The organism is Parabacteroides sp. Y3-G-102 (assembly GCF_023656845.1).
In the GTDB taxonomy this organism is placed as follows: domain Bacteria; phylum Bacteroidota; class Bacteroidia; order Bacteroidales; family Tannerellaceae; genus Parabacteroides; species Parabacteroides distasonis.
In genome coordinates this window covers 31,417-48,154 of sequence record NZ_JAMOKU010000040.1, presented here as the reverse complement: position 1 = coordinate 48,154, position 16,738 = coordinate 31,417, and the positions used below count along the sequence as shown (strand labels likewise).

The 16,738-nt window shown below is 45.0% G+C and carries 13 protein-coding genes; 10 read left to right on the top strand and 3 right to left on the bottom strand.

What is annotated here, in order from left to right; all coding sequences use genetic code 11:
• Positions 1–503 precede the first annotated feature (503 nt).
• Complete coding sequence (locus NBH16_RS17665; RefSeq protein WP_005859561.1) at positions 504–1,676, top strand: ATP-binding protein; 1,173 nt, start codon at positions 504–506, stop codon at positions 1,674–1,676.
• 7 nt (positions 1,677–1,683) lie between these two features.
• Here the strand turns inward: NBH16_RS17665 and NBH16_RS17660 are convergent, their stop codons facing one another.
• Positions 1,684–2,946: a DUF4933 domain-containing protein gene (locus tag NBH16_RS17660; RefSeq protein WP_005867485.1), complete on the bottom strand. Its 1,263-nt coding sequence runs from the start codon at positions 2,944–2,946 to the stop codon at positions 1,684–1,686.
• A 131-nt stretch (positions 2,947–3,077) separates the two neighbouring features.
• Positions 3,078–4,019, bottom strand: a complete 942-nt coding sequence (locus NBH16_RS17655; protein WP_005867486.1) for a DMT family transporter — start codon at positions 4,017–4,019, stop codon at positions 3,078–3,080.
• A gap of 99 nt (positions 4,020–4,118) precedes the next feature.
• Between NBH16_RS17655 and NBH16_RS17650 the strand changes: the two genes are divergently transcribed.
• The 9 genes from NBH16_RS17650 to NBH16_RS17610 all read left to right on the top strand — a co-directional run bounded on the left by NBH16_RS17650 (position 4,119) and on the right by NBH16_RS17610 (position 15,883).
• Positions 4,119–4,421 (top strand): PAAR domain-containing protein, encoded by a 303-nt coding sequence (locus NBH16_RS17650; protein WP_005859557.1) that lies wholly within the window; start codon positions 4,119–4,121, stop codon positions 4,419–4,421.
• 82 nt (positions 4,422–4,503) lie between these two features.
• The gene (trpS, locus tag NBH16_RS17645) at positions 4,504–5,556 is read left to right on the top strand and encodes a tryptophan--tRNA ligase (protein ID WP_005867488.1); all 1,053 of its coding nucleotides are present in this window, start codon (positions 4,504–4,506) and stop codon (positions 5,554–5,556) included.
• 149 nt (positions 5,557–5,705) lie between these two features.
• A complete protein-coding gene (locus NBH16_RS17640; RefSeq protein ID WP_005859552.1) occupies positions 5,706–6,218 on the top strand; it encodes an RNA polymerase sigma-70 factor in 513 nt (170 codons plus the stop codon).
• Between the two features lie 88 nt (positions 6,219–6,306).
• A complete protein-coding gene (locus NBH16_RS17635) occupies positions 6,307–7,116 on the top strand; it encodes a porin family protein (RefSeq protein ID WP_005867490.1) in 810 nt (269 codons plus the stop codon).
• Between the two features lie 201 nt (positions 7,117–7,317).
• Positions 7,318–8,163, top strand: a complete 846-nt coding sequence (locus NBH16_RS17630; RefSeq protein ID WP_005867493.1) for a FecR family protein — start codon at positions 7,318–7,320, stop codon at positions 8,161–8,163.
• A 13-nt stretch (positions 8,164–8,176) separates the two neighbouring features.
• On the top strand, positions 8,177–10,840 hold the full coding sequence (locus tag NBH16_RS17625; protein ID WP_005867495.1) for a TonB-dependent receptor: 2,664 nt from the start codon (positions 8,177–8,179) through the stop codon (positions 10,838–10,840).
• A gap of 3 nt (positions 10,841–10,843) precedes the next feature.
• A complete protein-coding gene (locus tag NBH16_RS17620) occupies positions 10,844–11,866 on the top strand; it encodes a DUF4249 domain-containing protein (protein ID WP_005867497.1) in 1,023 nt (340 codons plus the stop codon).
• 140 nt (positions 11,867–12,006) lie between these two features.
• Positions 12,007–14,763 carry a TonB-dependent receptor gene (locus NBH16_RS17615; protein ID WP_005867499.1) on the top strand — a complete coding sequence of 919 codons (2,757 nt, stop codon included), beginning with the start codon at positions 12,007–12,009 and terminating at the stop codon, positions 14,761–14,763.
• A 4-nt stretch (positions 14,764–14,767) separates the two neighbouring features.
• On the top strand, positions 14,768–15,883 hold the full coding sequence (locus NBH16_RS17610) for a DUF4249 domain-containing protein (RefSeq protein ID WP_005867500.1): 1,116 nt from the start codon (positions 14,768–14,770) through the stop codon (positions 15,881–15,883).
• Here the strand turns inward: NBH16_RS17610 and NBH16_RS17605 are convergent.
• A complete protein-coding gene (locus NBH16_RS17605) occupies positions 15,836–16,654 on the bottom strand; it encodes a hypothetical protein (RefSeq protein ID WP_005867501.1) in 819 nt (272 codons plus the stop codon). The two genes, NBH16_RS17610 and NBH16_RS17605, sit on opposite strands and share 48 nt — an antisense overlap.
• Between the last annotated feature and the right edge of the window lie 84 nt (positions 16,655–16,738).

Sequence of the window (16,738 nt, the reverse complement as noted above, 5' to 3'; positions counted from 1 at the left end):
ATAATAAGAATGAAGAAGATGCAATTTCTCTTCTTCGCTGTAATGCTCATGTTTTTTGCGCATAATAATTACACATTTTATTGTTATTGAATGTGTCTACCTATATCAGCATAAGACATAATGCTTTATAGGTATCAAGAAGAGTGCTGAAGTGATGAAATACGGCGAGTGTAAGAAGATCGTTCTGTTTTGTGGTGAAAAAGCGTAAGTGATTGTAGATAGGATCGGATTATTGTAGATGTTTTTTTATATGCAATCATGGGTTAAACATCATATAACCAGATGTCTATATGCGAAGTTGTAGATGTTGTAGATGTTTTGATTATTTATAGGAAAGGATAAGGTGGTAAATTAATAGTGAGTGGGACGAGGGCGTTTTTTAAGCAGATAGCCTTAGGGCAATTTATATAAAGGTATTTGCACGATGCGATGTGCAATTTTCATACAAAATTGCACATCGCATCGTGCAATTTTGTATATTTGTCCTTTAAACATGAATCGATATGGAGACCTTATTTCGTTCCTTTAGAACTCAATTAGAGCATACTTCGACAGAAGTCGTGCGTTTTCTTCACGATCAGATCGCATGGGATAGCCGATTGGTTGCGATTTTAGGTGCTCGTGGTGTTGGGAAGACTACCCTATTGTTGCAGCATATCAAATTGTATGATCGTGAGGATGAGTCTTTGTATGTTACGGCGGATGATTTCTATTTTACCAAGTATCGGTTATTCGACATGGCTTATCAATTTTATAATCTGGGTGGGAAAAAACTTTATATTGACGAGATTCATAAATACAAGGATTGGTCTAGGGAGGTGAAGAATATATACGATCAAATTCCTGGTCTTCAAGTTATCTATACAGGTTCGTCTATTCTTGATCTGGAGAAAGGTGGTGCGGATTTAAGTCGCAGGAAGGTAGAGTATAGATTACCCGGACTTTCTTTTCGGGAATATTTGAATATATCGCAGGGGTGGCAGCTTCCATCGTATTCGTTGGAAGAGATTCTTGCTGGGAAGGTTGAGTTCCCTTATAAGGAAGCTCGTCCACTCAAATTATTTAATGATTATTTATCGACAGGTTATTATCCATTTTTTCAAGATACGGAATATCTCTTGCGTCTGCGTAGCGTGATTAACCAAATGGTGGAATCTGATATTCCGATTTTTGCGGATATGACGGTGGCTTCTGCCGTAAAGTTGAAGAAATTATTATATGTATTAGCTCAAAGTGTCCCTTTCAAACCAAATTATACGAAGTTGGCGAGAGATTTGGATATCAGCCGGAATGTGTTGCCCGACTACATGAGTTATTTGGAGAAGGCAGGTCTGGTTAATTTACTGCGAGAAAAAGCGCAGGGCTTGAAATTATTGGAGAAAGTAGAGAAGATCTATCTGAATAATACGAATCTGGCTTATGCGTTGTCGGAGCAGGTACCGGATATCGGTTCCGTGCGTGAGACGGTTTTTCTATCTTGGATGCGAGTCGTATGCTTCGTTACTTCTTCTGCGATTTCAGACTTTGAGATAGATGGCCGAACCTTTGAGATTGGGGGAAAGAATAAGACGCGGCAACAGATCAAGCAAGCGGCGGATGGGTATGTGGTGAAAGATGACATAGAGTATGCTTTCCGCAATATGATTCCTTTATGGATGTTTGGCTTTATCTATTGAATATCCATCAAGGTCTTGCCACGATCATTACATAATCCCTCTCGAACACTTTAGGATCGTCTAAGAATTTGATTAGGTCTTTTTGGCGGGAGGAGCCTGTGCGTTTAACGGTCTCACGCATTTCGGTGACGGTACGAATCATATAAACACAGTCATCGGTTTGTCCGTCTGGCCAGAACGGAAGTCCATCATCTATATCATTGATAAATCCTCCGGAGCTTTTGGGTAAGGCGTATGTTTTCTTCTCTTTCTTGAGATAGACTACTCGATGGGTGATAACCGGTTTGTAATCGTCCAGCCATCCCAGCCAATTATAGATGGCGGGAGAACCTTTTTGAAAGACTCCCATAAATAGCCCATTCGGATTCTCCAAGAAAGAACGAAGACCGGTCGGTTTATCTTGATTGTCTTTATGAAGCGCATATAAAGGGGTGATCGAGTGAGAACTTGAAAGCTGGTATACCGTATCGCGATAAGGAATCAAGAAATTCATTCGGTCTTGATCCGTATTCCAATAAAAGGTTTGAAACCGGGTGATCGTATCCGGAGAGACGTTAATATCCTTGGTATCCGCAAGGATGAATTTGCAAAGCGTATCTCCTCGAAGGTTGAATGTCGTTATTCCTTTCGGGATTTTAGAGCCTTCCGCATAATCACAAAGCATATATCCCGAGGAGGAGAAGCCTACTATTTGACTGGCATCCGCATTTATCGAATATTTGGTAGTCAGGTTTTCGGGGAATATATAATTCTGAATGGTCAGCATCGTATCTAATGTGGGTAATTCCCCGATACATGGCCTTATATCGTTGAATGTGGTCGAATCTTTTTTATTGTCTTGGTCGAGGCCGCTCAAGGCGCAGTACATACGGGTTGTTTTCTTGTCGTAAAATAGATTAAGGCTGTTCATCCCATGGTTCCATTTATAATCCAAGGCCTTAAATCCATATCGTTTGCTGGGAATGCCTTGCTTACGATAATAAATGCGTGGGTTATTGAATGTGATGAAAGCGTCGCTATCCGGAATAGCGATCGCTTGTGTTACCGTGTAACGAGCGTCTCCAACATTATAATATTCCAGCTTAGAGGCTATTTGACTCAGTTTCAACATCGCCGGATGGTCCAGCGCCTTTTCTATATCAATGAGGGCCGGAGTCGTCGAACGATTATACTCCGCTTCATATTGGGGAGAGGTGGGTTGATTCCTTTGCTGACAACTATTTAGGAGCAAGGCAAGGAACAATAAGCATGTTGAGAACTTGGTGATCATGATTGGATACGTATTGTTTATCGCAAACATATGTAAAATAATTGATTGTAACAAATGATTTTACGAATTTATCATAGATTTGCGATGGCCCCGTAAATAGTATCTGGATAGAAATGATACCTATTGTGATTTTATGATTTAGCGTTCTTTTTCTTAAGCGGAAGCCTTGGGAAAAGCTTTCGAAAACGAACTAGGTGGCTTGTTACGTTACTTCCTGCGATAATGAGGGTAACGGCTAGGATGATCAGGATGATTCCGCAACACAATCGTAACGTTAATGATTCACCGAAGACAGTCACTCCGAAGAATACGGCGGTCAACGGTTCCAAGGCTCCGAGGATCGCCGTCGGGGTGGAGCCGATATATTGGACCGCCAGTGTCGTGCAAAGGAAAGAGATAGCGGTTGGGAATATGGCTAGAGCGATCAGGTTACCCCATAAATACCAATCATGGACAATGTGAAGGCTCCTGCCGAAATCTATACGGACTAAAAACAAGGTCATTCCGAAAAGCAAGACATAGAACGTAAGTTTCAACGTAGCGATATTCTTTAATAGCGGACGATTCGCGCCTACGATATAAATAGCATAGGAAAGAGCGGAAGCCATGACCAACAGGACACCGGTTAAACTAAGAGTCGTTCCGTCGCCACTTTTATAAAGTAAGCCGATACCGCCTAATGCCAGCAAGATACAAAAGAAGGTTTGCAACGTTAATTTCTCCTTGAAGACAAACGCCATGATCAGCGCCACTAAGATCGGATAGACAAACAGCAAAGTCGAGGCGATGCCTGCTTCCATATAATTATAGCTTTGGAATAACGCTAGGGAAGAGAAGGAAACCAACAGCCCCATGAGGATTAAAGGAACGATCTCGTTGGGTTTCAACTTAAAGTTCCGCCCTCTCGCTTTGATCATGATACCTAATACCGGGATCGCGAATAAATATCTGAAAAACAGGACTGAATCCGGATTCATACCGGCTTTATACAAGGGTAGGGCGAACAAGGGGTTCATTCCATAAGTCGCGGCGGCGATAGCCCCTAGAACATATCCTTTTGCTTTTGCATTCATGATTAAAAATATTAGCGCGCAAAAGTAGTATATTCATGATAAATATTATATATTTGTAGATCATCATTTCAATAAATCGTTAACTAAAAAGTAATAAATATGCCTCCAGCAGCAAGATTGACAGATATGCATACATGTCCTATGCAAACCCCGGCTTGGCCATCACCGATACCCCATGTAGGCGGTCCTATTGTAGGGCCGGGAGCGGCGACTGTTCTAATCGGCAAGCTACCGGCGGCGGTAATGGGAGATAATTGCGTTTGTGTAGGCCCTCCGGATACGATCATTAAAGGATCTTCCACCGTGATGATCTGCGGTAAACCTGCCGCCAGAATGGGAGATACGACAGCTCACGGAGGGCAAATCGTATTGGGATGTCCCACCGTTATAATAGGTGGTTAGGAGGATCTGCGGCATATAATATATGTATATTGTGAGAATATTACTATCTTTGCCGCCACTTGAAAACTAAAAATAACAAGACATGGAAACAGTAGTAAGTGGAATCAGACCAACAGGAAATCTGCATCTAGGCAATTACTTTGGCGCGGTAAAGAGTTTCTTGCGGATGCAAGATGAGTATAATTGCTTCTTCTTTATCGCTGATTGGCATTCGTTGACTACTCACCCGCATCCTGACAATATACGAAATAGCGTAAAGACGATCCTCTCGGAATATCTGGCTTGTGGTATCGATCCGGAAAAAGCTACCATTTATATTCAGAGCGATGTGCCGGAGGTGGTAGAGTTGTATCTATATTTGAATATGAACGCCGGTATCGGCGAGTTGATGCGTACGGCTTCCTTTAAGGATAAGGCCCGTCAGCAGTTGCATATCAGCCGGGAAGGATGTGAAGGCGATGTAGAGAAAGAGATTTTTAATGAAGGTAATAAACATAGCGTAAGCGCTGGTTTGTTGACTTACCCGACCTTGATGGCCGCCGATATTATTATCCATAAGGCGTTGAAGGTTCCTGTAGGTAAGGATCAGGAGCAGAATATGGAAATGGCTCGTCGTTTCGCCCGCCGTTTCAATTCTACCTATGGAGTAGATTTCTTCCCGGAACCAGCTTCGTTCCATTTGGGCGATAAGTCCGTGAAAGTACCGGGCTTGGATGGTTCCGGTAAGATGGGCAAGAGTGAGGGTAACGCGATCTACTTGATCGATGATGAGAAAACAATCAAGAAGAAGGTTATGAAAGCGGTTTCCGATGCGGGACCAACCGAGCCGAATAGCGTGAAGCCCGAGCCGATCGCCAATTTATTCACGATGATGGAAATTGTCTCCGAGAAAGAGACCTATGATTTCTTTAATGAGAAATACAACAATTGCGAGATCCGTTACGGCGATATGAAAAAGCAGTTGGCCGAGGATATCAATAAGTTCTGCGCTCCGATCCGTGAGCGTATCTTGGATATGGCCGCCAATACGGAATATCTGGATAAGGTAGCCCGTATGGGTGCGGAGAAAGCTCGTGAGAGCGCTTCTAAGACTTTAAATGAGGTACGCCAGATTATCGGTTTTCGTCCATATTGATGCTTATTAATTAAAAATAAGAAAAAGCGTTTAGGGATAAGTCCTTAAACGCTTTCTTTTTATTAAAACCATTATAAAGAACCTGAAAAGCGATTTGTTAAAAAGAAAAGGTTGTTACTTTGCGGTGAATAGTTACAGATAACAAACGTATGGCTGCTATTACCACCCAAGAATTTGAACATCATTTCAAGAGTTTATATAAGCCCTTGTGTTTGTTTGCGCTTCGTTATACCGATCAGGTAGACGATGCCGAGGATATCGTGCAACAGGCCTTCGCGGATGTATGGGATAAGAACCGGGCTGGTAATGTGATCGGGAATCTCAAGGCTTATTTATATCAAGCGGTGAGGAACCGTTCTCTTTCATTTACCTCACAACCCGTAAACGCTGAGGCCACCGAGCAGTTACCCGACGTAGAAGATACCTCGGAAGAGGAAGACATCCTGCGATCGGAGCGTGACGCCCGCCTGTGGGATGCTATCGATCGGTTACCTCCCGAACGGAAGAAGATTTTCTTGTTATCCAAACGGGATGGCTTGAAATACCAAGAGATCGCGGAGGAATTGAATTTATCGGTAAAAACGGTTGAGAACCAGATGAGCAAGGCATTGAAAGCTTTGCGAGAGACCGCTATCCGTGTTTATATGTTCTTTTTCGGATAAATTTTATAGAAAGGAATGGGGGTTTTTCATATTTCTCTGTCTTAGAGATAAAGGTTACTTGTTTATTTCATTAAAGCATGGAGAGTATATGAGGAAGTTGGTGGTATTTGTGATGTTGATGACGTGCGTGATCTCGGCCCAAGCGCAATGGAAAGTGACGCCGGAAGCCGGTATGAACGTGACAAAGTATAAGGGAGATGCCGCTAAGGTAGGCTTTAAGGCTGGGGCCGCAGTCTCTTATACATTCGGATCGGGCTGGTTCTCGCTTCAATCCGGTTTGTATTATGTGCGACGGGGGAAGGGGCTGTCTTCTTATAGTGAGATTTATGGAACTAGTGAGAGTCCATATGGGGGACGGGAAGGTACGAGTATATTTCTCTATCCCGTTTCCAGTGATTATTTGAATCTGTGGGGATACGGTTATGGTAATGGTTACGGCTTTACGGGCTTCTATTATGATACCTATGGAATTAAGGATTTTGATGTAGAAGGTATAAGGCATCGCAGTCAGAAGGAGCATCGTGAATATATCCAATTACCGATCTTGGCTCGTTTCGATTGGCAGGTAAGTAAGGATGTTCGGTTACATTTGGCGGTCGGTCCCTATTTGGCGGTTGGCTTGGGAGGAAAAGTGACGTATGAGGAAAGTGATTATTCTTTAAAAGGAAAGCTGCCCTATAATAAGGAAATATCATATAACCCGTTTAATCCCGGCCAAGGATATGCGGTAGCGCCTCGTTTTGACTGGGGAGCTACCATAGAGGCTGGTATAGAGGTGAAACGGGTCGCTTTTAAGGTTGGCTATGATCTGGGTATAGATAAGCAATACAAGGGATATGCTTATAACATAGGTCTGAACTATCATACGGCTAGTTTTACCTTGGGATACACATTTTAAAGAGAAAATAGGATGAAAGCGATGGTTTGTATAAAGTGGGTATTTATATTTGCGGTGTCGATGATGATTTTCTCATCTTGCGTATCGTCTAGGATCTCGCCGAGTATGAGCGTGGGAGTTCCATTGAAGAAGGGGCAGGCCCCAAATGTCGGATTCCAATGGTATGAGACTGGAAGGACTTATTAAATAGAAGGAATAGTTATGAATAATAACGAGCATGACAATAAATTGGAACAACGCATCCGTTTCGTAGCGAAACGCTATCGGGAAGGAAGCCTTGACCCGGATAAGGCATGGCAGAAGTTCGCTTCTGAGCATGTGATTAGCCGGAAGGTCTCGTTTCGCCGGTATTGGATCGGGGCGGCCGCTGTCGTGTTAGTGCTCGTAGGTCTGGGGACATGGTTTACGGTAGAGAGAAACGCCCCGGATTGGGTTGCGATTACTACCGCCCCCGGACAAATGAAAGATGTTTACCTTCCGGATAGTACCTTGGTCGCTTTGGCCGGCGATTCATGGATCCGGTATGACGCGAAGAGATATGATAAAGAGAGGCGTGCCGTGGAGATGAATGGAAAGGCCTTTTTCCAAGTGACGAGGAACGAGGCACGCCCTTTCTCAGTGAAAACGAGCCAAACGGAAGTTACGGTGCTGGGAACAAGTTTCCAGATAGATGAGAAGCCTACCGTTACGGAAGTCAATGTAGTTACCGGCAAGGTATGTTTTACCGCCGGGGAGGAAAAGGAGAATGTGATACTTACCGCTGGAATGTCGGCTCAATATTCTATGGAGAACAAGGAGATAACGGTAGTGACGGAAGAAGACGTGAACAAGTTAGCTTGGAGGACAGGGCAACTTCGTTTTATGGAGACACCGCTGGATAAGGTGATTGAGGACTTGAGTGATTATTATCAAGTCAAGATTGCGAACCAGACAAAGAATGAGGGAGCGAGATTGACCGCTACTTTTAATAATCTGCCTTTGGAGGATGTCTTGCAGGTTGTTAACCAGACATTGGACGCACGTTTGGTTTCCACTTCGAAGAAATAAAATCAGATCATTTATGAGATCTATTGTTGTATGGCTGATAGGGATTCTTTTGCTTCCCGGTTGGATGGGACATCTATATGCGCAGATGCCCGAACCTACGCCGACGGTTACGTTGGATATGCGGCAGGTTCCCCTGTTGGATATATTGATGGAGCTTGAGAAACAAACCGGATTGTTCTTCTCGTACGAGTCTTCTCTGCTGAAAGAGCTGCCAGAGGTTTCCCTGTCGGTCCGGGATGAATCCTTGTCGTACTGCTTGAAGCGCTTATTTTCCCCATTACCGATTATCTATCGGGTTACGGGGCAATATATCATCTTAAAGCGAAAGCCCCGTCAATATACGATCAGTGGATTCGTCAGGGATTCAGCCTCGTATGAGAGTTTGTTGGGGGCTTCGGTTCTGGTGAAAAGTTCGAGGGGAGGGACGATGTCTAATAATTACGGCTTTTACAGCTTGATACTTCCACCCGGTAAGGTTCGCCTTAGGGCCTCGTATGTGGGCTTTAAGGCGATGGAGATAGAGATCGATTTGCAAAGGGATACGATGATCGACTTCCCGTTGAGGTCATTGGCCTCGTTAGGCGAGGTCGTTATTCGGGGGACCCGGCCTCGCTACGAGATATTGAGTAGCCGTGCGGGGGTGATCGACGTACCTGCCGAGCGGGTGAAGTCGATACCCGCTTTGCTGGGGGAGGCGGATCTGGTGAAGACCTTACAGCAGTTGCCGGGCGTGGCGGTAGGCACCGAGGGAATGACCGGCTTGTATGTGCGTGGGGGCGGGGCCGATGAGAATTTGTATCTGCTGGATGGAAATCCGGTCTATCATGTGAACCATTTGTTGGGGTTTTTCTCGGCGTTCAACCCGGACGCGATAAAGAATACCCGGTTTTATAAAGGGAGCTTTCCGGCGGAATACGGCGGAAGGCTCTCGTCGGTTGTAGATGTCCGTATGAATGACGGTAACCGGCAGGAGTATCACGGGAATATCTCCGTGGGTTTGCTTTCCGCACGGGCGAATCTGGAGGGGCCGATTGTTAAGGATCGCTCCTCGTTTAATGTCTCGGTACGTCGTACGTGGTTGGATTTGATAACAGGGACGGCTTTGGCGATCATTAATAAGAACAGTGATACCAAGGAGAGTTTCGGTTATCACTTTTTTGATATAAACGCGAAGGTGAACCATTCTTTCTCGGAACGTAGCCGGGCCTATTTGAGCTTTTATATGGGGCAAGATGCTTTTCGGCAGGGAAGCAAGGAGAAGCATGAGGATTCGGATGATATGTTTCTCTGGCGTTGGGGAAACTTGATCGGCTCCGCAGGGTGGAACTACGTGTTCGGGCAAAAGCTGTTTGGTAATCTAATGGTGGGCTACAGCCGTTTTCGCTCGCATATCCGGCAAGAGGCGAAGGGGTATGAAATCGAAGGAAATAGGGCAGAGCGGCAATCAATTAAGCGGGATAGCCGTTATAAATCGGAGATGGAGGATCTGAGCGTACGGCTGTCAGTGGATTACAGTCCTTCAATGAATCACCGGATACGAATGGGCACGGATTACCTGTATCATAATTTTCGCCCGGAGAATAGCCAGCAACGGTCTTGGGTGAACGATTCGTTAGTAAATCCCGTATATGAGCTTTTGTATGATTATTCCTTGATAAAAGGGCATGAGTTCTCTTTGTTTGCCGAGGATGAGATGCGGGTCACGGATCGCTTGCGGGTGAATGCCGGATTGCGGTATACCTTGTTTCATGTAGAGAATGAGATCTATCATTCTTTTCAGCCTCGTTTGTCGGCACGTTATTTACTTCGTCCGGATCTATCGGCGAAGATATCCTACAGTAAGATGAACCAATATGTCCACTTATTATCGAATACCTATGTGAACCAGCCTACGGATATTTGGGTCCCGGTGACGGAGCAAGTCCCTCCGATGAGTTCTCACCAGATTACCGCCGGGCTTTATTATAATCTGAAACGGATGTATGATTTCTCGATCGAGGGGTATTATAAACGGTTGAATAACTTGATTGATTATAAGGATCATTGGCCGGTTGAGACACATTTCTCCGGTTGGGAAGACCGGGTCGGTTTGGGAAAGGGTAAGACCTATGGTGTGGAGTTTATGGCGCAAAAGACAAATGGGAAGACAACCGGATGGATCGGGTATACGCTCTCTTGGTCGGATCGGTGGTTTCCGGATGGTTCCGTGAATAAGGGGCGTCATTTCCCGTTTCGCTTCGACAACCGGCATAAGGTGAATGTGGTCGTTTCTCGTAAGTTATCCCGGAAGGTGGAGTTAACGGGAGCTTGGGTGTTCGCCTCAGGAAACCATATTAGCTTGCCGGAGTATAAATATCTGTCTCCGATTTATCAGAAAGAGAACGGGTATGCCGGAGTAGATTCATACAGACCGATGAATTCAGGTTTGAGCGCTCGTAATAATTATCAATTGTCTCCTTATCACCGTTTGGATCTGGGCGTGAATTTTTATCGATATAAAAAGAAGGGTCGGATGGGGATTTGGAACATAAGTATATACAATACGTATTTGAAACCGAATCCCTTCATGACGGAGGTTATGGTAAACCAGGATATAAATCAGCGATATCATGTAGTGCTACAGGAGACGATTTTGTTCTATTGCATGCCCTCGGTTTCTTATACTTATAAATTCTAGCTTATGAGAAGATATTTACCTTACCTGTTCGTGTTAGGATTATTGATGGTCTCTTGCGTTCGGGATGTGGAGATTGATTTGGAGGATCTGCCGGATCGGATTGTACTGAACGCATCGGTATGTCCCGGAAAGGAGGTGTGTGCTCATCTCTCGAAAACATGGTTTATCATGGATAGCGTTCCCGATTTTGAGTTATCCGACGCGAAAGTCCGTGTCTATGTCAATGATGAGTTTCAAGGTCTTATGCGCAATGATGACCTGCCGGAAGATTCTATACATTCACGGGGGCAATATGTTCTGCCCGGTTGTTTCGTGAGACAGGGGGATTGTTTGCGTATAGAGGCCGAGGCCGATGGGTATGAGCCGGTATCCGGGGAAACTCGTATCCCCGGTCGGGCACGGATTTATGAGGTGGATACCTTATCCTATCGATCTTCTGCCTACTATGCCGAATATCTGCGTTTCTCTGTTAAAATCGGGGTTGAGGCGGATTCCTATTATCGTTTAATCGTGGAGCAGATCTTGGACTTCCGGAAGGGGGATAGTACCCGTACCGTAACCTCTTTCCGTAGCTTAGGAGGATATAGTTGGTATTATTCTGGTTTTAGCGTGGATTATGAGGATCCTGTTTTCCAGTCTTTTGGAGGTAGTCCTATCACGAGCCAGATGGATGGGCGTTACTGTATGGGTGTATTTAGAGGGGAGGATCTGGTTAATACGAATGCTATTAAGGTTTCTGTTTTTCCTGTTGAATACTCGTATGAGAGTGATACCCTTTCTATGGACGTTCATTACGATGTGCGCCTGTTGTCTATCTCCGAGGATTATTATCGATATATGAAGATTATGAGGGGGTACTCTATCACGATCGGCGACGCGAATTTCGGGGCGTTGATAGAGCCTGCCGATACGTATTCGAATGTGGAGAACGGCTTTGGGATTGTCGCCGGATATCAAGAGGATAAATTGCGTATCACGATGCCGAGAGACACGGTGCCTCCTTATTGGAATCCTTGGGATGGATAAGCCCATCCCGCGTTGACGACCTGTGCTTGCCGGTTCATACATCATGAAGCGGTAAGTTCACGAGGTATGAAAAAAAGGCTTTTCCTTGATAGGGGTATTTCCGGGAGATCCTGTCTTATCAATGAACTCAATAAAGTAGAATGATGACAGAGTGGATGAATAAATGGCTTATAGCCATTTTTTGCTGGATGATTTTTATGCCTGTTCCAGACCTCTTGGCCCAATCAGCCAAGACGAAGGATGATCCCCGGATTACGTTACGTATGAAGGAGGTTTCGTTGCCGGAGGTCTTGTCAGAGATCGAAAGGCAGGCGGGCGTGACCTTCTCGTATGAGTCTTCTTTGTTGAAAGAGCTTCCGAAGATCAGTTTCCAAGTGAAAGATGAGGCATTGACGGATTGTTTGACCCGCTTGTTCGAGTCGTATCCGATCGTGTATAAGGTGAGTGGAAAGATCGTGATTCTGAAGCGTAGACAGAGACAGGTAACGATCAGCGGCTTCGTGAGGGACCAAGCGTCCTCGGAGTCTCTGATCGGAGCCTCTGTTTATGAGGTCGCCAGCCGGAAAGGCTCGGCTACGAATAGCTATGGTTTTTTCAGTTTGACGCTTCCGCCGGGGAATATCCGCTTGCATGCTTCTTACATTGGCTATGAGAGCTGTTCCTTTAATTTCACGGAATTGGATAGGGATACCATATTAAATATTGAGTTGCGTCCGAACGCTCGTCTGGAGGAAGTGGTAGTTACCGCTTCGGAGCGGGATCGTTTGTCTGTAAATAACACCTTGATGGGAACGATGGGGTTTAGCCAGAAGACGATCAAGGCGACACCGACCCTGTTTGGTGAGTCCGATATTGTGAAGACCTTGCAACTGACTCCGGGTGTAGCCAGTGGGACAGAGGGACTGGCCGGTTTATATGTTCGTGGCGGCGACCAAGATGGAAATCTGTTTTTGATAGACGGTAATCCGGTTTACCAGATCAATCATGTCGGCGGGCTATTCTCCGCTTTCAATCCGGAGGCGATCCGTAATCTGGACTTTTTCAAGGCGGGTTTCCCTGCGAGATATGGCGGGCGACTCTCGTCTGTGGTAGATGTCCATACCAAAGAGGGCAATATGAAAGAGTACCATGGTAGCGTTACGATCGGGCTGATCTCCGGTAATCTGAGCTTGGAAGGCCCTATCATCAAGGATCGCACGGCTTTTCAGATAGCGCTTAGACGCTCGTGGCTGGATGTACTCTCTGCCCCAGCGATAGCGATAGCAAATAAGGTTCGAAAAGACGGTCATAAAATAAATCTTCGTTACGCTTTTCACGATTTGAATTTAAAGCTTAATCATCGTTTCAGCGATCGTAGCCGGATGTTTTTCAGCTTATATAACGGGAATGATGTATTAAAAGGAGGGGGAACGGATTTCTCAACAGAAGAAGAGCAAGTCCCTTATACGGATGGTACCCATTCATCGCTGCGTTGGGGTAATTTGATGGGAACCTTGGGCTGGACTTATGTCTTCAATAACCGTTTGTTCGGACGGGTTTCCGGGGTCTTTTCACGGTATCGCTCGAATGTACGGAGTTCAAAAGAATATAATTATGGTGTGGAAGGAGAAGATAATTATCTCTCTTCTTCATCGGAAACGAGTAGTTCTACCTCTATCTTGGATATGGGCGTCCGTTCCTCTTTTGATTACACGCCTTCTACGTCGCATGTGATTCGTTTTGGAGGGGATTTCTTGATGCACCGTTTCCGCCCGGAGTATAATGAGGTGAAAGCAGCCGGTTCCGGTATGCTGGAGTTTTCGAATATAGGGAAAATATATACAAATGATCTGCTATGGGCCCGTGAGGCGGCTGTCTTCGGAGAGGATGATTGGAATGTCTTACCTAGCTTGCGTTTGAATGCGGGGCTTCGGTTTAGCCTGTTCAATGTGGAGCGGAAGGCTTATACCTTATTGGAGCCTCGCGCTTCCTTGAGATGGTTGCTACGTGACGATCTTAGCTTCAAAGCCTCATACGCCCGTATGGGGCAATATATCCATTTATTGGGCAACAGTTATATAAATTTGCCGACGGATGCGTGGATGCCTATTACCCGTAAGTTGAAACCTTTAATCAGTGATCAAGTCTCCGCTGGTTTCTATTATAATCTGATGCGTTCTTATAGTTTCTCGGTAGAGGGGTATTATAAATGGATGAAGAACCTGTTGGATTATAAAGACGGCTATTCCTTCTTGCCCGGTACGGCGGCTTGGGAGGAAAAAATGGCGGTCGGTAAGGGGCGTTCGTATGGCGTGGAGTTCTTGGCTCGCAAGGAAAGCGGACGTACGACCGGTTGGATAGGATATACGCTTTCATGGTCGGATCGGCGTTTCGATGAGATCGATAACGGGCGACGCTTTCCGGCACGTTACGATAACCGGCATAAGCTGAATATCGTGGTATCGCATAAACTATCGGAAAAGGTGGAGCTGACAGCTGCTTGGACGTATACTTCCGGCAATCGCATGACCTTGTCGTTGGAGAGTTATGAGCAAGCTGGTACGCTTACTATTTCCAACCAATACAAGATGAATAACTGGTGGGAACCATCCGGGGAAGTGGTGGATTTGTATACACGTCGTAATAATTACCAGATGCCGGCTTATCATCGTCTGGATTTGGGACTTAATATTTACCGTCCGAAGAAGAAGGGACGAATGGGCATCTGGAATATCAGTATTTATAATGTATATAGCCGGATGAATCCGTTTATGGTCTATAAAAGTGATAACTGGGAACGAACGAATAACTTAGTCCCGGGTTCTTCTTCTCCCTATAGCGGTAAAACAAAACCTTGTTTTAAGTTGATAGGTATTATGCCTATCATACCTTCCATATCATATACTTATAAATTCTAGGAAGATGAAACAGATAAAGAGTATCCTAATAAATACGATTTGTATAGTAAGCCTGTTTGGTTTGATGTCTTGCATCAAGGAGATCGATCTTGAATCCTTACGGCCGGATCCTACCTTGGTAGTGAACTGTGTCGCTATAACCGGCGAACCCTTAACCGTAAGTGTCTCCCGTACTTGGTTTTTCACGGATGATCATCCGAACGTGACTTTGGATAAAGCCGAGGTGAATTTATTCGTGAATGGCGTTTTTAAAGAGCGTATGAGCTTTCAGGAGGGGGATGAGGCATTTAACACGAAAGGTTATTTCAAGTCTGATTTTATACCGGTGAAAGGGGATCGTATCCGTGTGGAAGCTTCTTATCCGGAATATGGGGTGGCAAGCGCTGAGACGGTCATGCCAGCGCCTGCTCAGGTCTTGAAAGCGGGGGTAACCTATGCTACGGTAGCTGGCTCTTTTGGTTCTGCTCGCCAGAATGCGATTTATCAGGTAACGCTCAAAGATAACCCTGCCGAGGAGAATTATTATTTACTCCGTATGGAAGAGGGCATTCCTGTTTTTGATGGAATAGCTAAGGAATATACAGGAGAATATAAATGGTTCTCGGTGAGTCCAAACTATGCGACTGAACCTGTTTTTGGCCAATCGTTGACGGCCTTGGATCAAATCTTTGGCAATGACTGGATGTATGGGTATGATGGGAAGGTCTTTTCTGATGAGTTAATAAACGGGCAAGAATATACCTTGCACTTAACGGATGAGTATTATTATGAACCTTATTATGGATCATATCCGCTAAAAGTAGTCCCGGATTCGATAGGGATAGAAGATCTAAATGAGGAAGATTTTCTTCCGATTCCTCCCAAGCACCTACGGGTACACCTATATGCTATCTCAGCGGAATACTATCGATATCTGAAAGTTTTGCAAGATAAAGACACGGATTCAGTTTCGAACCTTTTGATCGATGGCGGTCTGGCCGAACCGATCCGTGTATTTAGCAATATAGACGGTGGTGTCGGTATCCTAGGCAGTTGCCATGTAGGAATGTTTGAGACGGAAATAGCGTCTTCCTCACATTCCAATCTTGAAGCGGCCCGATTTGAAGACGGGATAGACTAGGAACTGTGGTTCCATTTTCCGTCGTACCGGGTTGTATTCATAGTTAACACCGGCTCCCATCCAGAAATTATCAGTGATCTTGAACTCCATTGAGCCGCCCACTTGGGTATGGTAGAGAAAAGGGTTGCTGAGCATATGGGGGTTGTTGTACTCGTCGGCGTAATAAGCGTATTGTCCCCAGCCTTTCAGTTTCAACCAGTCAGTAGGTTGATATTCCACTTGTACGTTTGCGCCCGCTGTTATTCCGGGACTAGGGTTGAAGGGACTAAAGAAACGACCCCCGAATCCTCCGCCATAAAGACTCCAATTGCCGCTGTGCCAAGAAATACCCCCGTTCATGATCGTCATGCCTCCGACTCCCGGCCATGTATATTGAACACCGTTAGCGATAAGATCGAAACTTTCGTTTAGCCGTTTCATATAAGTCTCATTGAAATCCAACGCCATTGGCGATACCTCCCGAAGCATCGGGGTATATACGTTAAAGAACGGCTGATAGGCGGCGGAAGATATCTGCATATCCATCGGACGCTCTTGTAGGGACGTATGGGGAATATCGGGCGTGAACTCCCGCAATTTAATATCGATATCCCGTGTCCCCGCAGGGGTAAATGTCTTATAAGAGGCTTTCGGGATGTTCAACTCATACGTCTTGTTTTTAGGCAGGACGATGATTTTACCTTCTTTATTTAAAATAAACGAAAAGTCAGACTGTGCCTGGATTCCAACGACACATATCCATGCCATGAATATAAATAATCCTCGTCTCATACACTCTCCTCCTATTTTTGATGTGAAGGTAACTTTTTTTTGAATAAGATGCAACTTTTAGGATACCTATTTCATCCATATAAT